The organism is Nocardioides conyzicola, assembly GCF_039543825.1.
Lineage (GTDB): Bacteria > Actinomycetota > Actinomycetes > Propionibacteriales > Nocardioidaceae > Nocardioides > Nocardioides conyzicola.
On record NZ_BAABKM010000001.1, the window covers coordinates 248,685 to 271,599 of the forward strand.

Here is a 22,915-nt window from a genome sequence, read left to right on the forward strand (position 1 = left end):
TGTCAGATCAACCGAGGCGGCGGGACCCAACGCTGGTCGAACGAGGCTCGATCGTCCACGCCGGCAGCCACAGCTGGGTCAGCGGACCGATCGCCAGCGCGTAGAGCACGGTGCCGACGCCGATCCCCCCACCCAGGAGCAGCCCGAGCACGACCACCGTGACCTCGAGCCCGGTCCGCACCAGCCGCAGCGAGAGCCCGGTACGCCGCGCGAGCCCGGTCATCAGCCCGTCGCGCGGGCCGCGGCCGAGCTGGGCGCCGATGTACATCGCGGTGGCCAGCCCGCAGAGCACGATCCCCCCGAGCATCAGCGCGACCCGCAGCACCATCGAGTCGGGCGTGTCGAGGAGCGCGAGGGTGCCGTCCGCGGCGAACCCGACGACCAGCGCGTTGGAGATCGTGCCCAGGCCCGGCTTCTCGCGCAGCGGGATCCACAGGAGCAGCACCACGAAGCTCATCCCGACGACCGCCTCGCCGAAGGTGATCGGCAGGTAGCGCGTGAGCCCGGAGTGCAGCACGTCCCACGGCGCCAGCCCGACGTCGCCACGCACCATGAAGGCCAGCGAGACGCCGTAGGCCACCAGGCCGACGTACAGCTGCGGCAGCCGGCGGCCGAGGCGGCCGGTGCGCAGCTGGGCGATCGGGCCGAGGTCGGCGAGCTGCGGGGGCGCGGTGGCGATCGTGGTCACGCATCCATGGTGACCACGATTGGCCTTCTCTGAAATAGCCAATCGTGGAAGAGTGGCCTGCATGACCCGCCTCATCGGCGCCGGCCGGGTAGCCACCCTGGTCGGCGAGTTCGACCGCTCCCCCGCGTACGCCGGCCTGGCCGACGCCCTGATCCTGCTGATCGGCGACGGCCGGATCTCGGTGGACACCCGACTGCCGAGCGAGCGCGAGCTGACCGAGGCGCTCTCGGTCTCGCGGACCACGGTCACCCGGGCGTACGCCGCGCTGCGCGACGCCGGGTACGCCGAGGCGCGGCGCGGTGCCGGGACGTTCACCCGGGTGCCCGGCGGCCGCAGCCGCGCCCACGACCGGGCGCTGCTCCCCCGGCCCGGCGACGGCGACGCGATCGACCTCAACTGCGCGGCCCCGTCCGCCCCGCCCGGCATCGCCCACGCGTACGCCGACGCCGCGGCCGACCTCCCGGCGTACCTCGGCGGGCACGGCTACTTCCCCGCCGGGCTACCCAGCCTCCAGGCGGCCATCGCCGCGTCGTACGACGACCGCGGCCTGCCCACCTCGCCCGACCAGATCATGGTGACGCCGGGTGCGCTGACCGCGGCGTCGGTCGTCGCGCAGGCGTTCAGCGGGCTGGGCGACCGGGTGCTGGTCGAGACGCCGACCTACCCCAACGCGACCGACGCGCTGCGGCACGCCGGCGCGCGGCTGACGCCGAGCCCGGTCGACCCCGACGGCTGGGACCTCGACGCCGTCGCGGCCACCCTGCGCCAGACCTCGCCGCGGCTGGCCTACCTGATCCCCGACTTCCAGAACCCGACCGGGCACCTGATGACCGACGAGCAGCGGGAGGTCTACGCCGCGCACCTGCGCCGCGCGCACACCGTCGCCGTGGTCGACGAGGCCCACCAGGCGCTCCCTCTCGAGGGGCAGCCGATGCCGCGCCCGTTCGCGTCGTACGCCCCCGACGCGATCACGATCGGCAGCGCCAGCAAGTCCTTCTGGGGCGGCCTGCGCCTCGGCTGGATCCGCGCGCCCCGCGGTCAGATGGAGCGCCTCACCCAGGCCCGGGTCAGCATGGACCTCGGCGCCCCGGTCCTCGAGCAGCTCGTCCTGGTCCGCCTCCTCGCCGACGCCGACGAGATCCTCGCCGCCAACCGCCTCCGCCTGCGCGCCCAGCGCGACGCCCTCGTCACCGCCGTCCGCGACCAGCTTCCCGACTGGACCTTCCGCCTCCCCACCGGCGGCCTCGCCCTCTGGTGCGAGCTCCCCGGCGCCTTCGGCACCGCCCTCGTCACCGAGGCCGAACGCCGCGGCGTCATCATCGCCCCCGGCCCCGTCTTCGCCGCCGAAGGCGGCCTCGACCGCTTCGTCCGCATCCCCTGGACCCGCCCCGTCGACGAGATGACCGAGGCCGTACGCCGGCTCGCGGCAGCGTGGTCCGTCGTCCGGGAGCGACCCACCTCGTCGAGCCGCTCCACCCGCGTCATGGTGGCCTGAGTTCCGGATGAGTGCACGTCAAATCGTCGCGATCGAGCCTCAGGCGCGGAGGGTCGACCCGTGCCCGGTGACACCACCAGGTACGCCTGACAATCGGGCCCGCGCGGCCTCGCCCGTCGCACGACACGTCCACCTTGCGTCCGACCGGGCTCAAACAGTCTTAGCCTGACCAAGCGCAAGAGGCGCACACAGAGGGGTTGCACATGTCGAACACTCCAGCCGGCTGGTACGACGACGGTTCGGGAACGGGCGCAAAGCGCTGGTGGGACGGCCAGACTTGGAGCGACGAGCTCCAAGCGCCAGCCGAGGGCGGTGGCATCACTGGAGTCGTCACCCGGATCCAAGAGAGCGCGGTTGCTGGCGCCCAACCCCGGCCCGCTGCGCAAGGCGCGAGCTACGTGGTGCTCCAGGTCATCCTCAAGGAGAAGCTCTGGGGCACAGGCTCGGGCAACCTCACCGAACTGGAAGGCGTACTGAACCGTCAAGCCGCTCTCGGGTATCGGCTGCACACGATTACCACCGCCGCGTCCGGCAGCAAGGGACTCGGCGGTGGGGACCGTATTCAGGCGACCATGGTGTTTGAGAAGGTCGTATAAATCTTTCCGCCGCTTCTAGGACGTGCGACCCGCCGACGAGCGGCTCACCACGAGGTCGGCAGGTGGTATCCCTGCGGCGTCAGATAGTCACGAAGAGCGCGGGTCGCGAGCCACGGCTTGGCCGTCAGCATCGGGACCAGGTCGAGCATCGACACGGTGCTGTCCAGGAGATCCGCGACCGGAGTCGCGATGACTGCCGCCACCTCCTCGATCAGCTCGTCAGGCGACATCGCCTCGTACATGTCTGCGTCGAGCAGGCTGATTCCCGGGATCTCGGTTGTCGTGATCCCGTCCGGGCGGATCCTCTGGATCGACGGGATCACGTCGGCCTGTTCCGCACGCATCGTCAGGCAGCACTCGTGCTCGGGACGAAATCCTTTGTCGGGCACGGCGGGTCCCAGCCCAGGTTGAGGTAGCGGCTGCCGCCTCCCCAGGACGACTTCTGCAGGTTGACCACTTGGTACTGATTCGCAGACGTGGTGCGGAACCAGTTGCGTCCGCGCTTGCGGAAGCCGCGCGACTTGAAGACCGTCGCCATCGTCGACTCGATGAGCTCAGCTCCACCCACTTCGCCAGCCTTGCACAGCCGCGAGCTCTGAGCTCGCTAAGCGGACCGGCTCCGTCACGACCTACCTATTCGGTCGGCGTCGGGCCGACCGCCAAGTCCTCGTCGCTCGCCTCAACCGCACGGATCGGCGGTGTCCCAGCCGACCCGGCGGACTTCACGCGACGGAGGCGTTCATCCGCCTTGCGGTCGGCCCGCCCGTCAGCACGCCGTCGTGAGACGGCGACGACGATGCCGCTGCGCTGGCGGGTCTCGAGGTCGTCGGTGAGGCCGGTGCGGAAGTACGAGGCGGCCTCCCTGACCGCCTGGTAGTGCTGCGCGGCCTTCTCCTCGTCCATCGACAGCACGGCATCGAGGACGACCTGGAGGTGCTCGTACCTGGCCCGGGCACGACTCGACAGGTAGAGGCCGCCGGCGCCGTAGTACCAGGTGCGCAGGTCCTCGTGGAGGCGGAGGAACTCCTCGCGGCCGGCGTCGGTGCGCGGCCAGCGGGAGACGACGCCGGTGCGCTTCCAGACGGCGGGGTACGTCGCCATGCGCTGGGTGCGTACACCCTCGGCGACGTGCTCACGGCCGGACAGCCAACTGTTGACCATGGCCAGCACAGCCGCAGTGACGAATCCGATGGCCGCTGCCACGAGGGCGTCCATGGACCTACGGTGCCACCGCCGGCGCGAGCGGTCCAGGAGGGCGAGGGACTAGACCGGTCACACGGGAGCACAGACGTTCCTACACTCTGCCCATGCGACTCGATGAGTACCTCAGTGCGGACGCCACCACGCTGGCCGGCCTGGTGGCCGGCAAGGAGGTGACCGCCGCCGAGCTGCTGGCCCTCGCCCGCGAGCGCGCCGACCAGGTCAACCCGAAGATCAACGCGATCGTCCGGACGCTGGACGAGGTGGCGGACGCGCGCGCAGTGGAGTCCCTGGAGGGTCCGTACGCCGGCGTGCCGTTCCTGGTCAAGGACCTGGCCCAGGAGTACGCCGGCTTCCCGACCACCAGCGGCTCGCGCTCCCTGGAGCACGACGTGGCCGACGAGCACGCCCTGCTCACGCAGCGCCTGCTCGACGCCGGGACGGTCATCTTCGGCAAGACCAACACCCCGGAGTTCGGCGCGAAGGGCATCACCGAGGACGAGCTGCTGGGGCGGGCGCGCAACCCGTGGAACCTCGACCACACCCCCGGCGGCTCCTCCGGCGGATCCGGGGCCGCGGTGGCCGCCGGCATCGTCCCGGCCGCAGGCGCGAACGACGGCGGCGGGTCGATCCGGATCCCGGCGGCCTGCAACGGCCTCGTCGGGCTGAAGCTCAGTCGCGGGCTCACGCCGTACGGTCCTCAGACCAGCGAGTCGATGTTCGGCATGGTCACCCAGGGCGTGGTCTCGCGCACGGTCCGCGACACCGCCGGCCTGCTCGACGCCGTCGCGGGTGCGCCGACGCGCTACGCGGCGTACGTCGCTGCCAGGCCCGAGCCGTTCCTCGAGGGACTCGACCAGGCGCCGGCGCGCCTGCGCATCGGGTTCACCACCGCCTCGGCCATCAACCCCGATCCGGACCCGGAGGCGATCGCGGCCGTCGAGAAGGCAGCCGCTCTCCTCACCCAGCTCGGTCACGAGGTGGAGCCGGTTGCACCGCCCCACGACGACGAGGCCCTGGCGCGCGACTTCCTGACGATCTGGTTCGCCCAGCTCCACGGGCAGATCACTGCGATCAAGCGCAGGCTCGGCTCTCCCGACAGCGCCTTCGCGGCCGACTCGCTCGCCGTCGCCGAGATCGGCCGGTCCGCCGGTGTCGGGGCGCTCTTCCAGGCGCTGGACAACGTCAACCTCTACATCCGCGCGCTCGCCGACTTCCACGACCGCTACGACCTCCTGCTCACGCCGACGCTGGCCAAGCCGCCGCTGAAGGTCGGCTCCGTCGACACACCACCCCTGCTGCAGAAGGCATCGCGGGTGATCGCCAAGGTGCACGCCGGCAAGCTCCTCAACGCGACCGGCGTCCTGGACCAGCTCATCACCGACAACCTCGGCTGGGTCCCCTACACACAGCTCGCCAACCTCACTGGCCGGCCGGCGATCTCGGTGCCCCTGCACTGGACGACGTCCGGGCTGCCGCTCGGGGTGCAGTTCGTCGGCCCGCTCGGCTCCGACCGCCTGCTGGTCCGGCTCGCGGCGCAGCTGGAGGAGGCACAGCCGTGGTTCCACCGGTACGCCGCCCTGGACCCCGCGCTCACGCCCTGAGCGGGGTACAGCCCGGCGTCAGCGCTCAGTCCGCGGCGACGGGGAGCGTGTTGACCTTGCAGTGCGCGCGGGGCAGGACCAGGAAGGCGTAGCGATCGTCGGGCCGGGAGACGAACAAGCTGTTGGCGGCGGACGCGTCCAGGTCGGCGAAACCCTTCAGCGCCTCGCCGCCAGTCACCGCCACGTCCGTGGTGTCGCCACTCTGCTCGAAACGCACGGTGCGGGTCTCGCCCTGGTCGCCGTCCCCCAGCCCGACCTGGGCGACGACCTGGTCGCACTGCTGGGCGAGGTTCCAGTAGAGGTAGGAGCTCTCGCCCATGGCGAAGGTGTGGGCGGGCGGCTTCCCACCTCCGATGGTCGTGGTCTCGTAGGCACCGCGGCCCACGACGCCGCCACCGGTCAGGTACGGCTGGTCGTACAGGTCGAGCCAGCGCCAGGACTGCAGGGCGACGGTCTTGCTGGTGCCCTTGCCGACGGTCTTGCTCCTCGGCACGACGACCCGGTAGGAGGTGGTGCCGGCGCTGGCGACCTTGGCCTTGTACGTGTACTTGCCCGTCTTCGTGGTCGTGGTGGTCCCGAGGCGCTTCCAGGCGCTGCCGTCGGTGCTCACGTCGACGCCGACCTTCTTCTTGCCCGCGCCGCGGCCGGAGACCTTGCCCGTCAGGACGGTCACCTGCCCGACGTCGGCAACGCTGCGACTGGAGGCGAGGGTGACCTTGTAGACGCCGGCGGCCGTTGCCGGCGCGACGGCGAGACCGCTGCACGCGACGAGAACGGCGACCACGGCCAGGGCAAGACGGTGCATCGATCCTCCTGGGTCGGCAGCAGGCTGCCGTCGGATGTCCAGCTCGGTGCGGACACCCTAATGTCCGCGACGGTCACCCGTGGTCGATCGCGGGACCCTCCCCTGGGCGAGTGTCGGTGTCCTGGTGCATCCTCGTGTCATGGTCGACGAGGACACGATGGAGCTCATCCACCGCCGCATGCGCAAGCTCGACGAGTTCGTGACGCCCGGTGCGGCGTCCAAGCGGGTGGGCTACGACCGGTCCACCCTGAGCGTCGCGTTCCGGGAGGGGCTCGCGCGCGGGTGGTACGAGACCCGCGGCAGCGCGAAGTGGAAGAACCCGCAGACCGGCGCCCCGGCGACCGAGTACCGGGCCGTGCCCCGCAAGGGCTAGCCGGCCGGCTCAGACCAGGTCGACGGCGCGCACCGAGTCGGCCTCGATGGCGTGCTGCAGGTCCGCGAGCACGTCGGCGGGGATGGCGGAGTCGACGGAGAGCGCGACCAGCGCCTGGCCGCCCTTGCTGTCGCGGGAGACCTGCATGCCGGCGATGTTGATGCCCGCCTCGCCGAGGATGCCGCCGACGGTGCCGACCATGCCCGGGCGGTCGCCGTACGTGAGGAAGGCGAGGTGCTCCGTGGGCTCGAGGTCGACGTCGTACCCGTTGAGCTCGACCAGGCGCTCGCGCTGGTTGATGCCGACGAGGGTGCCGCTGACGGAGACCTGGGAGCCGTCGGCGAGGGTGCCGCGGATCGTGATCAGGTTGCGGTGGTCGGGGCTCTCGGGGTCGATGACCAGGCGCACCGCCATGCCACGCTCGGCGGCGAGGAGCGGGGCGTTCACGTAGGAGACCTGGTCCTCGACGATGTCGGCGAAGATGCCCTTGAGGGCCGCGAGCTCGAGCACCTTGACGTCGTAGTCGGTGATCTCGCCGCGCACCTCGACGTCGACCTGCTGGGCGACCTCGCCCGCGAGGCCGGTGAAGACCCGGCCGAGCTTCTCGGTGAGCGGGATGCCGGGACGCACGTCCTCGGCGATCACGCCGCCCTGCACGTTGACGGCGTCCGGGACCAGCTCGCCCGACAGCGCGAGCCGCACCGAGCGGGCGACCGAGATGCCGGCCTTCTCCTGCGCCTCGTCGGTCGAGGCGCCGAGGTGCGGCGTGGCGACGACGTTCTCGAGCTCGAAGAGCGGGCTGTCGGTGCAGGGCTCGGACGCGAAGACGTCGAGGCCGGCGGCCGCGACCCGGCCCTCCTTGAGGGCGGCGTACAGCGCGGGCTCGTCGACGATGCCGCCGCGGGCGGCGTTGACCAGCACCAGCGACGGCTTGACCTTGGCGAGCTGCTCGACGCCGACCAGGCCGACGGTCTCGGGAGTCTTGGGCAGGTGCACCGACATGAAGTCGGCCTCGGCGAGCAGGGTGTCGAGGTCGACCAGGCGCACGCCCATCTGGGCGGCGCGGCCGGCCTGGACGTAGGGGTCGTAGGCGATCACCTTCATGCCGAACGCCGAGAGGCGCTGGGCGACGAGGACGCCGATCCGGCCGAGGCCGACGATGCCGACGGTCTTCTCGTAGAGCTCGACGCCGGTGTAGCGCGAGCGCTTCCACTCACCGGCCTTGAGCGCGGCATGGGCGGGCGAGACGTGCCGCGCCGCGGCCAGCATCAGCGCGACGGCGAGCTCGGCGGCGGAGACGATGTTGGAGGTCGGCGCGTTGACGACCATGACGCCGGCCTGGGTCGCGGCCCGTACGTCGACGTTGTCCAGCCCGACTCCCGCGCGGGCGACCACCTTGAGGCGGGTCGCGGCGGCCAGCGCCTCGGCGTCGACCTTGGTGGCCGAGCGGACCAGCAGGGCGTCGGCATCGACGATCGCCGCCAGCAGCTCTCCCCGGTCGGCGCCGTTGCAGTGGCGGATCTCGAAGTCCGGGCCGAGCGCCTCGACGGTGGCGGGGCTCAGCTCTTCGGCGATGAGTACGACGGGCATGCTCACAGCTGTTCGTCCTAGCGGTGGTGCGGCTTCGGATGGCCGGTGACCGGCCGGGCACGACGCTGTGCTGTCCCGCGACTCTACCCCGCCGGTGTCGGGAAATGCGGTGGCGTCCGGCCGGGTCGGTGCCTACCCTGGCGAGGTCGTATCCCCTCCCCCCGGCAGGTCGCGTTGAAGCTCTGAGGTGCCGTCCGTCCACCACCTCTCAGGAGCTCCGCCATGCCCGCACCCACCTCAGTCATCGCCGCGTCCGGCCTCACCTTCGCCTGGCCCGACGGCACCCCGGTCCTCCGCGACCTCGACCTCCTCGTCTCCCCCGGCCGGTCGGGACTGGTCGGCGTCAACGGCGCCGGCAAGTCCACCCTGCTGCGCCTCGTCGCCGGGAGCCTGACGCCCACGTCCGGGCACCTGGCCGTCAACGGCACGGTCGGCTACCTGCCGCAGGACCTCCACCTCGACGCGCAGCAACCAGTCGTCGACTTCCTGGGCATCGGCGCGGTGATCCGGGCGATCCAGGCCGTCGAGGGCGGCGCCACCGACCCTGAGCTGTACGACGTCATCGGCGACGACTGGGACGTCGAGGACCGGGCCGTCGCCGAGCTCGGCCGTCTCGGGCTCCCCCGCGACGTCATCGACCGGCGGCTCGGCCAGCTCTCCGGCGGCGAGGTCACCCAGCTCGGGCTGTCGCGGCTGCTGCTCCAGCGTCCCGACGTGCTCGTCCTCGACGAGCCCACCAACAACCTCGACGCCGACGCCCGGCACCGGCTCTACGAGGTGGTCGAGGGCTGGACCCGGTCGCTGCTCGTGGTCAGCCACGACCGCGACCTGCTCGAGCGGATGGACCGGATCGGCGACCTGCGCGGCGGCTCGGTCCGCTGGTACGGCGGCGGCTACTCGTCGTACGCCGCCCAGGTCGCGGCCGAGCAGGAGGCCGCGGAGCACGCGGTCACCGCGGCGCGCTCCGACCTCCGCCGGCAGCGCAACGACCGCGCCGAGGCCGAGCGGCAGCTGGCCGGTCGACGCCGGCAGGCCAAGAAGGCCGAGGCCAGCGCCGGGCTCGGCAAGGCGCAGATCAACTACAAGCGCAACCGCGCCGAGGCGTCGGCGGCAGGCCTGCGCGGCGTGCACGACGCCCGGCTCGAGCAGGCCCGCGAACGCCTCGACGCCGCCGAGTCCCGGCTGCGCGAGGACCGCGAGATCCGGGTCGACCTGCCCGGCACCGAGGTCCCGCGCGGTCGGGTCGTGCTCGAGAGCGACGACCTGGACATCAGCGGACCCGACCGGGTCGGGGTGGTCGGCCCCAACGGGTCCGGCAAGACGACGCTGCTGCACCGGCTGGTCGACCACGCCCAGGTCCCGGTGGCGCTGCTCCCCCAGCGCCTCGACCTGCTCGACGACGACGACACCGTGGTCGGCAACGTCGCCGGGCGGGCGCCCGGCGCGGACCCCAACACGGTGCGCGCCCGGCTCGCACGCTTCCTCTTCCGGGGCGGCGCGGCGGACCGGCTGGTGGGCGAGCTCTCGGGAGGCGAGCGCTTCCGCGCGACGCTGGCCGCGCTGCTGCTGGCCGATCCGCCGCCCCAGCTGCTGCTGCTCGACGAGCCGACCAACAACCTCGACTTCGCGTCGTACGACGCCCTGGTCTCGGCGCTGGAGTCCTACCGGGGCGCGCTGGTCGTGGTCAGCCACGACCCGGCCTTCCTGGAGGACATCGGGGTCGAGCGCATCGTCGACCTGGCTGAGAGGGTGTGAGCGTGTACCTGGAGACCGAGCGACTGATCATCCGTCTGTGGCGCTACGACGAGGCCGACCGGCTGCTCGACCTGCTGAGCCGCCTCGAGGTCGTGAAGTGGCTCGGCGACGGGCCGCCGCAGCCGATGAAGGACCTCGACGAGGCGCACGCCCGGATCGACCGCTACACCACGCGCGACAACCCGCCGCTGGGGATCTGGGCGATCGAGCGGCGGAGCGACGGCGTCGTCGTCGGCACCGCGCTCCTGGTGCACCTCCCCAACGACGACGACGGCGCCGTCGAGATCGGCTGGCACCTGCACCCCGACTCGTGGGGCCACGGCTACGCGACCGAGGCCGCGCGGGCCGTGCTGGCGCACGGGTTCGCGGGCGGGCTGTCCGAGATCATCGCGGTCAGCCACACCGACAACCACCCGTCGCAGGCGGTGATGCGCCGGCTCGGCATGGAGGACCGGGGCATCGTCGAGCGGTGGTACGAGGGCGAGTCGGCGTACTTCGCGATCACCCGCGAGCAGTGGGCTGCTCAGGCGAAGAGCGACTGACCGACGTACTCCCCCGGGCCGATGCCGGGAGGTACGGCGAACAGCGCGGAGCCGGTGACCTTGAGGTACTCCATCATCGCGTCGTGCTTGGCCATCGTGTTCTGGATCGGGATGAAGTGCGTGTCCGGGTCCGTCACGTAGGCGATGAAGAACAGCCCGGCGTCCAGGCCGCCCAGCGGGTTGGACCCGTCGACGAAGTTGTAGCCGCGCCGCAGCATCCGGGCGCCATTGTTGAAGTCGGGGTGGACCAGCCGGACGTGCGCGTCCTCGGCGATGACCGGGCCGGTGCTGCCCGGCATGTCGAAGTCGGGCTCGGTGAACTCGGTGCCGCCGGACAGCGGGGCGCCGGTGTCCTTGGTGCGGCCGATGAAGTCCTCCTGGTCGCCCAGTGACTGCCGGTCCCAGATCTCGATATGCATGTTGATCCGGCGCGCGACCAGGTAGGAGCCGCCCGCCAGCCAGTCGGCCTGGGCGTCCGCTCCCGGAGCGACCCAGACGTGCTTCTCGACGTCCTTCTTCTCCTGGGACTTGATGTTGGCCGTGCCGTCCTTGAAGCCGAAGAGGTTGCGCGGCGTCGACTGCGCGGTCGAGGTCGTCGAGGTCCGGCCGAAGCCGAGCTGCGACCACCGGACGGCGACCGTGCCGAAGCCGATCCGGGCCAGGTTGCGGATCGCGTGCACCGCGACCTGCGGGTCGTCGGCACACGCCTGCACGCAGAGGTCGCCGTACGACTTGTCGGGATCGAGCACGTCGGCCGGGAAGTGCGGCAGCGTGCGCAGCGCCTTCGGCTGCCGGTCGGCGAGGCCGAACCGGTCCTTGCCGTCGTCGTCGCGGAAGAGCGTGGGCCCGAAGCCGAACGTGATCGTCAGACCGCCGGCGTCCAGCCCGATCGCCTCGCCGGTGTCGTCGGGCGGGAGGTTGATCGAGCCCTGGGTCGGGCCGATCTCGCCCGCGGGCAGGCCGCGGGTCATCCGGTCGGCGGCCGCGGTCCAGGCCGTCAGCAGGGCGATCAGCTCGTCGCGGGAGTCGGTGGTGACGTCGAACGCGGCGAAGTGCAGGCGGTCCTGGGCGGGGGTGGTGATGCCGGCCTGGTGGGCGCCGCGGAACGCGTACTCCACGCGGGCGTCCGGGTGCGGCGCACCGTCCGCGGCGGTCGAGCGACCGGCGGCGTACGCACCCGCGGCGAGGCCGGCGGCGGCAACGCCACCGCCGACCAGTCCGCGTCGGGAGACTCCGGTCAGGACAGCACCGCCGCGGTGAGCTGCGACAACGGCTCGGAGAGCGCGTTGACGGCGTTGGCCAGGTCCTGGACCTCGTCCGGCGTCAGGTCGTCGTAGAACGTGAAGCCGGTCGCGGTCTTCTGCGCGTCGAGCAGCTTCTGCAGGTCGGCGAAGCGGGTGGTCAGCGTCTTCGCGAGCGCCGGGTTGGTCTGCTCGACGATCGGCTTGAGGCCCTCGAAGCCCACGCGGGCACCGTCGACGTTGGCCTGGAAGTCCCACAGGTCGGTGTGCGACCAGTACTCCTCCTCGCCGGTGACCTTGCCCGAGGCGACCTCCTCGAGCAGGCCGCGGGAGCCGTTCGCGATCTGGTCGACGGTGTAGTCGAGGCCCTGGACGCGCGTGTCGAGGGTGGTGATGTTCTTCATCAGGTCATCAGCGTAGGTCGCGCGCTGCTGGGGCGTGAGCGGGGTGTAGTTCTTCGCCAGCTCGGGCCAGAGGTCCTTCTCGATCCGGTGCCAGCCGGTCCACTTCTCGCCGGGCTCGAGGTCGGCCTCGCGCGCGTCGGTCTTCGGGTCGAGGTCACCGAAGGACTCGGCCACGGTCTCGATCCGCTCCCAGTGGGTGCGGGCCTCGGGGTAGAGCGTGCGAGCGGCGTCGTCGTCGCCGGCCTTGTAGAGCTTGACGAACTCCTGCGTCTTGGCCACCAGCTGGTCGGACTGGTCCTGGACGTACGCCGAGTAGTTGGCCAGCGCGGTGTCGACCAGCTGCTGGTCGTCGGCGGAGACGGTCGGCTCGTCGCCGGACTTGGTGACGGTGAAGTCGGCCCGGATGCCGTCGCCCTTCATGCCCGGCTTGCAGGCGGTGAAGTAGGTGCCGGCCGGCGCGTTGACGACCAGCTGGCGGGAGAGCTGGGGGCCGACGTTCTCGACCTCGGCGACGATCCGCAGGCCGTCGTCGCCGAGCAGGTAGAACTCCGTGACCTGCGAGCCGTCGTTGGTGACGTTGAACGTGACCGTCCCGGCCGGCACCTTGGCGGTCGAGACCTTGCACTCGTCGTCGGTCGACGTGACCGAGACCGAGCGTCCGTCGGCGGACTTGCCGCCGTCGTCCTTGGCGTTCTCGGTGCAGGCGGCGAAGAACGGCGTGGTGACCAGCAGTGCGGCCACGAGCAAGGGCTTGCGCATCGGAGTCTCAGTTCCTTCGGGACGGGTCAGCTGTGGACGGGGGCAGGGGCAGGAGGAGAGGTACGCCGGCGGGCGCCGCGGACGAAGAGGAACATCACCGGCACGACGTACAGGACCCAGACGGTCGCCTCGAGGACGGTGGTGGCCGGCGAGAAGTTGAAGATGCCCTTGAGCAGGGTGGCGTACCAGGTCGTGGGATCGATCGTGTCCGAGACGTCCCACGCGAGGCGGTGGAGCCCGGGCAGGACACCGGCCTCCTGGAGGTCGTGGACGCCGTACGACAGGACGCCGCCGGCGACCAGGATCAAGAAGCCGCCGGTCCAGGTGAAGAACGTGCTCAGGTTGATCGAGATGGCGCCGCGGTAGAGCAGGTAGGCCAGCACCACGGCGGTGACGATGCCGAGCGCGGCGCCCACCAGCGGCTGCCAGGTCGAGTCGGTGTCGCGGGAGACCGCCTCGGTGGCGGACCAGAGGAAGAGGGCCGTCTCGAGGCCCTCCCGACCGACGGCGAAGATCGCGACCAGCACGAGACCCCACCAGGGTCCTTCGGCGGCGTCGTCGATCTGGCCACGCAGCTCGCCGCTCAGCGAGCGGGCCGCGCGCGCCATCCAGAAGATCATCCAGGTGACGAAGACGACCGCGACGATCGACAGGGTGCCGCCGATCGTCTCCTGCGCCTCGAACGTCAGCCCGCGCGGACCGTAGAAGAGCGCGAACCCGAACCCGAGCGAGACCAGCACGGCGATCGCGACGCCGAACCAGATCCGCGGCAGCAGGCCGCGGCGCTTCGTCTTGACCAGGTAGGCGACCAGGATGCTGACCACCAGGGCAGCCTCGAGGCCCTCGCGCAGGCCGATCAGGTAGTTCGCAAGCACAAGCCGCGATGCTACGCCTGCTTTATTAGGTTTGCCTAAGCAACGTGAGGCTTACCTCACCCGAGGTCAGATCGCGCAGCCGTCGGGGCCGCACGCGTCAGCGTCGCCGCCGGCCATCTGGAGCGTCGGGTGTGACGCGGTCCACGCCTGGTCGAGGACCTGGCTGAAGACCTCGGCCGGCTGGGCGCCGGAGACGCCGTACGCCTGGTCGACGACGAAGAACGGCACGCCCGTCGCGCCGTACGCGCGGGCCTGGGCGATGTCGGCCGCGACCGCGTCGGCGTACTCGTCGCTCGCAAGGACCTCGCGGACGCGGGCCTCGTCGAGGCCGACGCTCGTCGCGGTGGCGGTGAGGACGTCGTGGTCGCCGACGTCGGCGGCGCCCTCGAAGTACGCCGAGAGCAGCGCCTCCTTGAGCTGGCGCTGGAGCGCCGGGCCACCGGTGCCGAGGGCCAGGTGGAGGAGGCGGTGGGCGTCGATGGTGTTGGTGTGCACGGTGTCGAAGAGCCGCATGGCCAGGCCCTCCTCGGCCGCGACGTCGATCAGCTGCTGCTGCATCTGGCGCATCTCGGCCTCGGGGCGCCCGTACTTGCGCGCGATCACGCCGGTGCTCAGCTCGTGGCCGTGGTGCGGCGCGGTCGGATCCAGCTCGAAGGAGCGGTAGACCACCTCGACCTCGTCGGCGTGCGGGAACGTGGACAGGGCCGTCTCGAGACGACGCTTGCCGACGAAGCACCACGGGCAGACGACGTCACTCCAGATCTCGATCTTCACGTCGGCTGAACGTCGAGCGGAGCGGTGATTTTCCTGCCTCCGCGTGTGACACCGGTATCGGTGCCGGACGTTTCCTAGTGTGAGGTCACACGAGGGAGACCAGGTGGACGTCGCGGAGTTCGAGGCGTGCTGGCACGCGCACCTCCGCCGCGTCAGCGCGTACGCCGAGCGGCACGTCGGGCGCGATGCGTCGTACGACGTCGCCGCCTCGACGTTCCTGACCGCGTGGCGGACGTGGGACGCGGTGCCCGCCGAGCCGTTGCCGTGGCTGATCGCCGTGGCGCGCGGGCACGTCCGCAACCACCTCCGCTCGCACCGACGCCGGGCGGGCCTCGAGCAGCGGCTCCGCCTCCTCGACGACGCGACCCCGTCCGCGACCGACGCCGGCACGACGGCGGCCGAGCGCTCGGACGCCCTCGCCGTACTCGCTGCGATGCCGGACGGCGAGCGCGAGGCGCTGCTGCTCGTCGCGTGGGAGGGCCTCACGACCGAGCAGGCCGCCGAGGTGCTGGGCTGCCGTCCCGGCACCCTGCGGATGCGCCTGCACCGGGCCCGAGCCCGCATCGAGGCCACCACCCCTCTCCCCCTGATCAGGAGCACCCCATGACCGTCCTCGACGACCTCCGTCCCCGTGCCGAGCACCTCACCGAGGAGCGGTCGCACGCGATGCTCGACGCCGTGCTCACGGCTCCCGACCCTCGACGCCGCCGCGGCCGCTGGATCGCCGCCGCCGGCCTGTGCGGCGCGATCGCCGCCGGCGGTGGCGCGTACGCCGGCGGCCTGGTCCCCCACATCGTGACCGAGCGCTTCGACCAGATGCGGTCCGGCGACGACGCCTGGCCCTCCCCGATCGACCACGAGCGCCAGGTCGCCGACGTCGTGCTCAGCAACGGCAAGCACGCGCGCGTCTGGTACGCCGACACCACCGACGGGCAGTGCGTGATCCGCGACATGACCGGCACCGTCACGGAGCCCGAGGGCTTCGGCGTCGGCTGCGCCCTCTGGGGCGGCTCCGAGCACGACCCGCGCCGGGGCACCTACTGGCAGACCGCGCCGGACGGGCCGGCCGTCGTGTACGGCGAGTTCGCGGGAGTCTCGGCCCACGTCGCCTCCGTCGAGGTCACCGGCCCCGGCTGGTCACGCACCTTCGCCGTCATGGACGGCGCGTTTGCCGGCGAGGTCCCGGCCGGGGACGAGGGCGACCGGGTGCGCTTCGACTACCTGGACGCCGGTGGGCGCTCGCTGGCGCACAAGTCCGACACCGTGTTGCTGGAGTCGGAGTAGCGGCATCATCGGGGCTGTGAGCTTCGACGACGACGCATGGGCGGAGCTGCTCGCGTCACTCAACCGGTGGAGCACCGCAAGCGAGCCCCGAGCCGGGCGGATCGAGGTCACAGCGCCACGCCCCGACGGGTCCACGACCTCGGTGACGATCGTGATGACTCCAGGTGAGTGGTCGGACCTCGTGTCCATCATGTACGGCGCCTCCGAGGTCAACGTCGAGGCCGCGGCCCACGACCTCCGGGCACTCGTGCTCAGCCGGCCGCCGGAGCTGGGGTACCTCGTCTACGCGGACTACCGGCTCGTGCCGTCCGCGACGCCCGGCCTCCCGGTCGATCCCGACCAGGCGCGGCTCGACGAGCTCAGCCGGCAGCACCCGGGCGGCATCCCGGGTGGGGGCTGGTCTGCTCACCGGCCCGCGAGGGGTCGACCTAGGGCCGACGGTGGAACCTGACCTTGCCGTTGGGTTGATGGGTCGTCTCGTACGTCGGGTCGTGGGCTCTCGCGTGGTGTCTCGGGCAGAGCAGTCCGCCGTTGTCGAGATCCGTCGGGCCGTCGTCGGTCCAGCGGGTCCAGTGATGTCCGTGGCAGAGCCAGGGTGGCCAGTCGCACCCCTCGGCGACGCAGCCGCCGTCTCGGATGCTCATGGCGGTGAGGTGGGCCTTGGTGAAGAAGCGCTTGGCGCGGCCGACGTCGAGGACCTCGGACTTGCCGTTGAGGACGACGGGGAGGATCCGGGCGGTGCAGGCGAGCCGGCGGACCTGGCTCGGGCTGATCTTCTCGCCGGTGTCGAGGACCCCGGCCTTCTGCAGCTTCCCGGTCAGCACGTCGAGGTCGATGTGGATGACGACGGTGGCGTCGGTGCCGCCGACCTTCGGGAGGTCCTTGGCGGAGATGCGTTCGATGAGCTCGGCGAAGGCGCGTCCCATCCGCTCGGGTCCCGGGCGGCGTTCGACCCCGGGTCCGTGGGTCGCAGCCTGATGCTTGGGCGCGGCCAGGGCGAGCAGCATCTTCTTGAACATCGCCGCCTGCAGCGTCGGAAGCGTGAACCGGCCACATGTCTTCCCGTGACCGTCGTCGGTCATGGTGAGCCGCATCGCTTGGGCTGCTTTGGCTTCTTCCTTCTCGAGGAGGTCGGCCTCATGCTGGTCCGCCAGGTCCGGGGCGACGACCTCCAACAGCCGGCGGCCGAGGATCCGCAACGTCTTGGCGTCGTGCTCGCTCGCGGCGTCGACCAGGTGCCGCTCCGCGCGGATCACCAGGTCCGGGTCCAGGCCTTGCGGTAGCTCCTTGACCGCCCGGAGGATCACGACCGCTTGCTCGGGCCGGAGGTCACCGGCGGCGAGGGCATCCCGGACCACGTCGTGGGTGTCCAGGTCGTAGCCGAGGTGCACCACCCCCGCCGCAGCCGGCCGCGTGAGCCGAGTCTGATGAGCGAGCCAGGTCGCGGTCGACGTCGCACCGACATCGGTGCCGACCTGCAGCTCGTCGGCGTGCCGCGCCACCCGGGCCCGGAGCTCCACAACCTGCGCCTCCAACCGAGTCAGCTCCACCAGCGTCGAGGCTGCCTCGGCAGAGGACATGGACCACACCGACGCGTCCACCACGGCGTCGGCAACAGCGCGCATCCGCGCGGTCGCCGTGGCCACCTGGTGGTGGGGTGTGGTCATCGCTGTCATGGGACTAGCCAAGCACTGGCCACCGACAGTCAGAGGCCTCAGAGGGCCTTATCCACAGGGATCCAGGTCACGAAAAGGTCACGATCTCGACCACGGGAAGGCGGCCGGAAAGCCGGGAGGCGACCGCAACCCACCGCCCGCCGCACCCGCGTAACTGCCTATCGGCGGCCAACCCGAGCGGACCCGCGGGCTACTGCCAGTCGGTGTCCGTCAGGCACCAGGCAACGTGACGGTGAAGATGGAGCCCTGACCGAGGTGGGAGTCGACCTCGACCCGACCGCCATGACGCTCGACGACCGTGGCGACGATGGCGAGGCCGAGCCCGGTACCGGGTTCGCTCAGGGCCTCGGGATTCTCGGTGCGGTAGAAGGCGCGGAAGATGCGCGCCTGGTCCTCCTCGGCGATGCCGAGGCCGTCGTCGGCGACCCGGACCTCGACGTCGTCGTCGCGACGGCGTACGGACAGGGTGACGGTGCCGCCGGAGGGGGTGTACTTGACGGCGTTGCTCACCAGGTTGGCGAGCAGCTGGTCGATCTCGGCCGGGTCGCCAAGGACCAGCAGCGGGCCGTCGTCGAGGTGGACGTCGAGGGTGAGCCCCTTCGAGATCGCCGTCGAGTCCAGCAGCGTGACGACGTCCTCCGCGACCTCACGCAGGTCGACCGAGATCCTCGTCAACGGGTGCCGCGGATGAGTCACCCGCGCGAGGAGCATCAGGTCGTCGACGACCTTCTGCATCCGTTCGGCGCCACGGCCCATCGCGTCGAGGAAGACCTTCGCCCCGTCGTCGATCGCGAGCCCACCGACGATCTCGAGGTTGCCGGAGATCACCGTCAGCGGCGTGCGCAGCTCGTGCGAGAGTGTCGCGAAGAGCTGGCTCCGGTAGTCGTCGAGCTCCTGCAGCTGACGCACCAGGCCACGCTCGCGCTCGAGCGCCCGGGCGGTGAGGAGCGCGGCGCCGAGGTCGTGGCCGATCTCGAGCGCCGACGCCTGCTCGACCGACGACCACACCGGCTGCGCGAAGTTGCGGGTGAGCACCAGCAGGCCGAGGCACTCCGCACCGGCACCGAGAGGTACGGCGAGCACCCGGTCGAGGTCGGCCGCCATCGTGTACTGGACGGCCTCGTCGACCAGGTCGCCCGGCAGGACCGCATCCGCCGCAGGTGCGGGCTCGTTGCCCATCACGAACACCTGCTGCTCGGCCCACAGCAGCGGAGCGATCGCGCGGGCGAGCTCGACGATCGCGTCGGGCACCTCGATGATCTCCCGCTCCCGGTCGCAAGCATGTCCTCGGTGCCGCTCGTCCCCGTCGAACATCTCGATCCACAACCCGCTGGCCTGGAAGCCCTCGACCAGTGGGGCGTGCGTGTGCACGAGCACCGCCTCCACCGAGGCCTGGGCCGGCATCGCGGCGGAGCGGATCAGCCGGCGTGCCGCATCGGCCTGGGCGACCTGGTGCACGAGCTCCTCACGCTCGAACGCGGTCAGTACGGCGCGCTCCGCCTGCGCGGCGTACCTCTCGAGCAGGTCGCGCTGCGCGGCGTCGGGACGACGTCCCGAGACCGGCTGGTCGACCGACAGCACCCCCACCAGCTCACCGTCGTCCCCGGCGAGCAGCCCGATCAGCACGTTCTCCGGGTTCCAGGAGTCGGGGTGGTCGGAGCGGTCCGGCGCCACCATCACCCAGTGCCCCTCGAGCTCGACGTGGTCGACGTCCGCGTCCAGGAATCGGTAGCGCCCCCACGTCTCGGCCCGCTCCAGGACAGGGTCCAGCACGGAGACCGGGTCCACGGCGTTCATCAGGTAGTCGCGGTACTCGTCCGGCCCGGTGTACGCGACCGTGACCAGGTCCCCGTCGAGCACCACCGACAGCGCCGCGATCTCGAAGCCGATGAGCTCGGCCACGGACTCCACCATCAGCTGGAGCACGGCGCGCGCGGACGAGTCGGACCAGCCGGTGTGGTCCGAGCTGCTAGGACGTGTCTCGTCGAACGCCACGCGAGGAACCTATCGGTGCCACGACGTGCTCCGGTCAGATGCGCTGGTGGGCGCGGCCTCCGAAGTGCAGGTACGTCGGCGCCGCGGTCGCGTCGTCCGGGTTGAAGAACACGGCCAGCAGGTCGCTGTCGGCGATCGGCACCCTCAGCAGGAACGAGTCGGACCGCTCGACGGGCACCAGCGGCAGGTCGTCCATCGGCGGCATGCTCTGCATCTCCGCGGCCGCATGGGTGACGTGGAGGCCGGCGACCAGGGACCCGTCCCCCGTCGCCGAGATCTCGAAGCTGACGCCCTCGCGACGGTAGGTGCCGACGTACCGGTCGGGGTCGTCGACCACCCGCGTCGGAAGGGCTGCGGGGTCCTGCCGCAGGCTCACGCCGAGCCGCTGCGAGAAGAGCCAGTCGGCCAGCTCGCGGTACATCGCGAGCGCGCTCTCGACGTTGGTCTGCAGGCAGAAGCCGAACCGCTGCTCGGGAGCGAGCCGCATGAAGGCGTTCTGGCCCAGCGAGTTGCCGTCGTGCCCGATGACCGCGACGTCCCCGAAGTGGTCGAGGATCCACCCCAGCCCCCACGCCTCGCCGAGGACGGTGTCGTCGACCAGGGACACCTGCGGCACCTGGGCGGCGGCGACGAGCTCCTCCGAGAGCAGCTGGGTGCCGTCGGCGGCGACGCCGCCGTCGAGGTGCAGCAGCGCGAACCGGAGGACGTCGCCCGCGCTGGCGACGAGCGACGCGCCCATCGGGCCGCACGAGCGGTAGAGCCCCCACGGGTTGCTGACGACGTGCGAGTCCGGGTCCTCCGGGTCGGGCTCGTGGCCCACCGAGAGCGGGTGCGGGATCGCGTCCTCGGCGAAGACCACCGACTGCTGGAGACCGAGTGGAGCGAGCAGCCGGTCACGCAGGGCGGTCTCGAAGACCGTGTCGCCCACGACCTCGACGAGCCGGCCGAGGATCGAGAAGCCGCTGTTGCTGTAGCTCCAGATCGAGCCGGGAGCAGCGATCTGCGGCAGGTCGCGGATGGCGTCCAGGTAGCGCGGCAGGGCATCGTCGCCGCGGCCGGTGTCGATGAAGACGTCACCGTCGAAGCCGCTCGTGTGGCGCAGCAGGTCGCGGACCGTGACGGTGTCACGGGCGTGGGTGTCGCGGACCTCGAAGTCGGGGAGGTAGCTGCGCACCGGACGGTCGAGGTCGATCAGGCCCTCGTCGACGAGCATCAGCACGAGCGTCGCCGTGTAGAGCTTGCCGATGGAGCCCGGCAGGAAGAGGGCGTCCGTCGTCACCGGGCTGCCGGTGCGGATGCTGAGCACGCCCGCCGCCACCTCGGTGATCGTGTCCCCGTCGAGCACAGCGAGCTGTGCCCCCGGGACGCGGTGCTGGTCGATGAGCTCGGCGAGCTTCTTCTCCAGATCGATCTGGGTGAGCGACACGGTTCCTCCTCGGCGTACCTACAGTGTAGGTAACTGTTAACCTACAGCGTAGGTTTGTCAAGGGGAACGAGGCGGAGATGGCGGCACTGACGCGCGAGCGGATCCTGCAGACCGCGGTCCGGCTCGCGGACCGGGACGGACCGGACGCCGTCACGCTGCGCAAGATCGCCGGCGAGCTCGGCGTCCACGTCACCTCGCTCTACAACCACGTGCCCACCCGGGACGCCGTCACCGACGGGATCGTGGAGCTGCTGCTCGACGAGGCGAAGCTCCCGACCGGACCGGTGGCCTGGGACGACTGGATCCGCCAGTTCGTCGAGGGCGTCACCGGCATCGCCGCGACGCACCCCGGCGCGTTCCACGCCCTGCGGCAGCGGCCGGTCCAGGGCGCGCGGGCCACGGCGTCCTTCGAGGTCGCCCTCACCGCGCTCGCGGAGGCCGGCTTCAGCCGCACCGACTCGTTCGCTGCCGTGAAGACGGCGTCGTACCTCGCCCTGATGATCGGCATGGAGCGGAGCATGGTCGCCCGCGGCGAGCTGCTCGAGACCCAGCTCGATGACCTTCCGGAGGAGTCCTTCCCCCTGGTGCGGTCGATCGCGACGGACGTGAGCGACTACGAGTACGTCTGGTCGTTCTCGGTGGACACTCTCGTCGCCGGGCTCCGCAGCAGGCTCACCTAGCTCCGGGCGGAGGACCGCGCCGGACAGACGTCAGCAGGTACGCCGTACCTCGGCCGCGCAACGGTCCTGTCCCGGTCCACCGATGGCCGTGTCCCGACCGCCGCGGCCGACCAGGACGTCGTTCCCCCGTCCGCCGACGAGCCGGTTGGCCCGGGCGTCACCGCGGATGACGTCGGGGCCGCTGCTCCCCAGCACGTCCTCGAACGAGCGGAGCGTCGCGCGGCCGTGCTCGGTGCGCGACCGTCCGGCCGCCAGGTCCACGACGCCGCGGTTGACGAACCGGAGGGTGTCGCGGCCGCCGCCACCGTCGAGGTCCGCGACGGCGCAGACCGCCGAGCAGGCGTCGCCCTCGCGGTTGACGACCGGGTGCAGGATCACGTCCCTGCCCGCCCCGCCGTGCACGACCAGCCGGGATCCCTGCGGCGGTAGCCCGAAGTCCACGGTGCTCACGATCGGGTAGATGCTGTCGTCGCCCGGGCCACCCTTCGCGACGCCGTTCGTCACCAGGTAGAGCTCGTCGTCCCCGGCGCCGCCCGTGACGGTGCCGCCCGCGACCGTCGCGTCGTCGTCACCGGCGCCGAGGTCCACCGAGCCGAGCCGGACCCTCGCGCTGTCGTCGCCGGCGCCCATGGCGACGTGGTCACCGTCGACGAGCACGTCCTCGGACGCCGCCACGTAGTAGTCGCCGCTGTTGTAGGTGTCCCTGCTGGCCGTCCCGACGAACGTGTCGTCGTACTTGCTCCCCATGACCGCGTGGATGCCGGTGACCGTGTCGGTCTCGCCGCCGTCGACGACGGTGCCCGCGGCGAGGTCGACCTGGACGCCCGCCGCCGCGACGTTGTAGGCCAGCATCGTCGAGCGCACGCCCGAGAAGCTGTCGGCTCCCGGCCCACCCTCGATCACCGAGTCACGGCCGGCGCAGACGATGTCGTCGCCTCCCTTGGCGTCGATCGTCACGTCGGTGAACCCGACCGAGCTGATGACGTCGGGCCCGTCGGTGCCAGTGACCGGACGACCGGTGCCGGTCGCGGCGATCGTGACGGCGTGACCTTGGCAGGTCGCCCCGGCCGCCTGCGCGGGCGTCGTCGCCACCGCGATCCCGCTCACACCGAGCGCCAGCAGCGCCATCGCGCCCATGGTCCGAGTCCTCATG

The 22,915-nt window shown here is 71.5% G+C and carries 24 protein-coding genes; 10 read left to right on the forward strand and 14 right to left on the reverse strand.

The features are described 5' to 3' along the window. Nucleotides 1-7: 7 nt before the first annotated feature. Nucleotides 8-688, reverse strand: a complete 681-nt coding sequence (gene yczE, locus ABEA34_RS01245) for a membrane protein YczE (protein WP_345518422.1) — start codon at nt 686-688, stop codon at nt 8-10. A gap of 61 nt (nt 689-749) precedes the next feature. On the opposite strand from yczE, the gene yczR reads away from it, so the two are divergent. Beyond that, nucleotides 750-2,183 carry a MocR-like transcription factor YczR gene (yczR, locus tag ABEA34_RS01250; RefSeq protein WP_345518424.1) on the forward strand — a complete coding sequence of 478 codons (1,434 nt, stop codon included), beginning with the start codon at nt 750-752 and terminating at the stop codon, nt 2,181-2,183. Nucleotides 2,184-2,386: 203 nt separating this feature from the next. Continuing rightward, nucleotides 2,387-2,779 (forward strand): DUF2510 domain-containing protein, encoded by a 393-nt coding sequence (locus ABEA34_RS01255; RefSeq protein ID WP_345518426.1) that lies wholly within the window; start codon nt 2,387-2,389, stop codon nt 2,777-2,779. Between the two features lie 44 nt (nt 2,780-2,823). On the opposite strand, the gene ABEA34_RS01260 is transcribed toward ABEA34_RS01255, so the two are convergent. From ABEA34_RS01260 to ABEA34_RS01265, 3 genes are all read right to left on the reverse strand, one after another. Then, nucleotides 2,824-3,168, reverse strand: coding sequence for a hypothetical protein (locus ABEA34_RS01260; RefSeq protein WP_345518430.1), 345 nt, complete (start codon nt 3,166-3,168; stop codon nt 2,824-2,826). Further along, nucleotides 3,126-3,317 carry a DUF4304 domain-containing protein gene (locus tag ABEA34_RS24110; RefSeq protein ID WP_425576850.1) on the reverse strand — a complete coding sequence of 64 codons (192 nt, stop codon included), beginning with the start codon at nt 3,315-3,317 and terminating at the stop codon, nt 3,126-3,128. The genes ABEA34_RS01260 and ABEA34_RS24110 overlap by 43 nt, the downstream gene beginning before the upstream one ends. Nucleotides 3,318-3,412: 95 nt before the next feature. Beyond that, the gene (locus ABEA34_RS01265) at nt 3,413-3,994 is read right to left on the reverse strand and encodes a hypothetical protein (RefSeq protein ID WP_345518432.1); all 582 of its coding nucleotides are present in this window, start codon (nt 3,992-3,994) and stop codon (nt 3,413-3,415) included. A 92-nt stretch (nt 3,995-4,086) separates the two neighbouring features. Between ABEA34_RS01265 and ABEA34_RS01270 the strand changes: the two genes are divergently transcribed. Then, nucleotides 4,087-5,583, forward strand: coding sequence for an amidase (locus tag ABEA34_RS01270; RefSeq protein WP_345518434.1), 1,497 nt, complete (start codon nt 4,087-4,089; stop codon nt 5,581-5,583). A gap of 25 nt (nt 5,584-5,608) precedes the next feature. Here ABEA34_RS01270 and ABEA34_RS01275 read toward each other — a convergent pair whose 3' ends face one another. Further along, complete coding sequence (locus ABEA34_RS01275) at nt 5,609-6,388, reverse strand: hypothetical protein (protein ID WP_345518436.1); 780 nt, start codon at nt 6,386-6,388, stop codon at nt 5,609-5,611. A gap of 139 nt (nt 6,389-6,527) precedes the next feature. Between ABEA34_RS01275 and ABEA34_RS01280 the strand changes: the two genes are divergently transcribed. Continuing rightward, complete coding sequence (locus tag ABEA34_RS01280; RefSeq protein ID WP_345518438.1) at nt 6,528-6,761, forward strand: hypothetical protein; 234 nt, start codon at nt 6,528-6,530, stop codon at nt 6,759-6,761. A 9-nt stretch (nt 6,762-6,770) separates the two neighbouring features. On the opposite strand, the gene serA is transcribed toward ABEA34_RS01280, so the two are convergent. Next, entirely contained in the window at nt 6,771-8,351 is a 1,581-nt protein-coding gene (gene serA, locus ABEA34_RS01285; protein WP_345518440.1) for a phosphoglycerate dehydrogenase, read from the reverse strand. A gap of 222 nt (nt 8,352-8,573) precedes the next feature. Between serA and ABEA34_RS01290 the strand changes: the two genes are divergently transcribed. Continuing rightward, nucleotides 8,574-10,106 (forward strand): ABC-F family ATP-binding cassette domain-containing protein, encoded by a 1,533-nt coding sequence (locus ABEA34_RS01290; protein ID WP_345518442.1) that lies wholly within the window; start codon nt 8,574-8,576, stop codon nt 10,104-10,106. Between the two features lie 2 nt (nt 10,107-10,108). Further along, entirely contained in the window at nt 10,109-10,648 is a 540-nt protein-coding gene (locus tag ABEA34_RS01295; RefSeq protein ID WP_345518444.1) for a GNAT family N-acetyltransferase, read from the forward strand. On the opposite strand, the gene efeB is transcribed toward ABEA34_RS01295, so the two are convergent. The 4 genes from efeB to ABEA34_RS01315 form a co-directional block, all read right to left on the reverse strand. Further along, nucleotides 10,630-11,889 (reverse strand): iron uptake transporter deferrochelatase/peroxidase subunit, encoded by a 1,260-nt coding sequence (gene efeB / locus ABEA34_RS01300; RefSeq protein WP_345519109.1) that lies wholly within the window; start codon nt 11,887-11,889, stop codon nt 10,630-10,632. The two genes, ABEA34_RS01295 and efeB, sit on opposite strands and share 19 nt — an antisense overlap. Continuing rightward, complete coding sequence (gene efeO, locus ABEA34_RS01305) at nt 11,886-13,052, reverse strand: iron uptake system protein EfeO (RefSeq protein ID WP_345518446.1); 1,167 nt, start codon at nt 13,050-13,052, stop codon at nt 11,886-11,888. The genes efeB and efeO overlap by 4 nt, the downstream gene beginning before the upstream one ends. A 26-nt stretch (nt 13,053-13,078) precedes the next feature. Beyond that, the gene (gene efeU / locus ABEA34_RS01310) at nt 13,079-13,927 is read right to left on the reverse strand and encodes an iron uptake transporter permease EfeU (RefSeq protein WP_345518448.1); all 849 of its coding nucleotides are present in this window, start codon (nt 13,925-13,927) and stop codon (nt 13,079-13,081) included. Between the two features lie 66 nt (nt 13,928-13,993). Continuing rightward, nucleotides 13,994-14,701 carry a DsbA family oxidoreductase gene (locus tag ABEA34_RS01315; RefSeq protein WP_345518450.1) on the reverse strand — a complete coding sequence of 236 codons (708 nt, stop codon included), beginning with the start codon at nt 14,699-14,701 and terminating at the stop codon, nt 13,994-13,996. Between the two features lie 103 nt (nt 14,702-14,804). Here ABEA34_RS01315 and ABEA34_RS01320 point away from each other — a divergent pair, with 103 nt between their 5' ends. Genes ABEA34_RS01320 through ABEA34_RS01330 form a run of 3 tightly spaced genes read left to right on the forward strand, consistent with a single transcriptional unit; the run spans nt 14,805 to nt 16,436 of the window. Further along, on the forward strand, nt 14,805-15,308 hold the full coding sequence (locus ABEA34_RS01320) for an RNA polymerase sigma factor (RefSeq protein WP_345518452.1): 504 nt from the start codon (nt 14,805-14,807) through the stop codon (nt 15,306-15,308). Then, entirely contained in the window at nt 15,305-15,985 is a 681-nt protein-coding gene (locus tag ABEA34_RS01325) for a hypothetical protein (protein WP_345518454.1), read from the forward strand. Before ABEA34_RS01320 ends, ABEA34_RS01325 begins: the two co-directional genes overlap by 4 nt. Nucleotides 15,986-16,001: 16 nt before the next feature. Beyond that, complete coding sequence (locus ABEA34_RS01330; RefSeq protein ID WP_345518456.1) at nt 16,002-16,436, forward strand: hypothetical protein; 435 nt, start codon at nt 16,002-16,004, stop codon at nt 16,434-16,436. Here ABEA34_RS01330 and ABEA34_RS01335 read toward each other — a convergent pair. The 3 genes from ABEA34_RS01335 to ABEA34_RS01345 form a co-directional block, all read right to left on the reverse strand. Beyond that, nucleotides 16,414-17,661, reverse strand: a complete 1,248-nt coding sequence (locus ABEA34_RS01335; RefSeq protein ID WP_345518457.1) for an HNH endonuclease signature motif containing protein — start codon at nt 17,659-17,661, stop codon at nt 16,414-16,416. The genes ABEA34_RS01330 and ABEA34_RS01335 overlap by 23 nt on opposite strands. Before the next feature lie 210 nt (nt 17,662-17,871). Further along, a complete protein-coding gene (locus ABEA34_RS01340) occupies nt 17,872-19,656 on the reverse strand; it encodes a sensor histidine kinase (RefSeq protein WP_345518458.1) in 1,785 nt (594 codons plus the stop codon). Between the two features lie 34 nt (nt 19,657-19,690). Further along, nucleotides 19,691-21,082, reverse strand: coding sequence for a serine hydrolase domain-containing protein (locus ABEA34_RS01345; RefSeq protein ID WP_345518461.1), 1,392 nt, complete (start codon nt 21,080-21,082; stop codon nt 19,691-19,693). A gap of 77 nt (nt 21,083-21,159) precedes the next feature. Between ABEA34_RS01345 and ABEA34_RS01350 the strand changes: the two genes are divergently transcribed. Further along, nucleotides 21,160-21,762: a TetR family transcriptional regulator gene (locus ABEA34_RS01350; protein WP_345518464.1), complete on the forward strand. Its 603-nt coding sequence runs from the start codon at nt 21,160-21,162 to the stop codon at nt 21,760-21,762. A 30-nt stretch (nt 21,763-21,792) separates the two neighbouring features. On the opposite strand, the gene ABEA34_RS01355 is transcribed toward ABEA34_RS01350, so the two are convergent. After that, nucleotides 21,793-22,914 (reverse strand): calcium-binding protein, encoded by a 1,122-nt coding sequence (locus ABEA34_RS01355; RefSeq protein ID WP_345518466.1) that lies wholly within the window; start codon nt 22,912-22,914, stop codon nt 21,793-21,795. Nucleotide 22,915 lies beyond the last annotated feature (1 nt).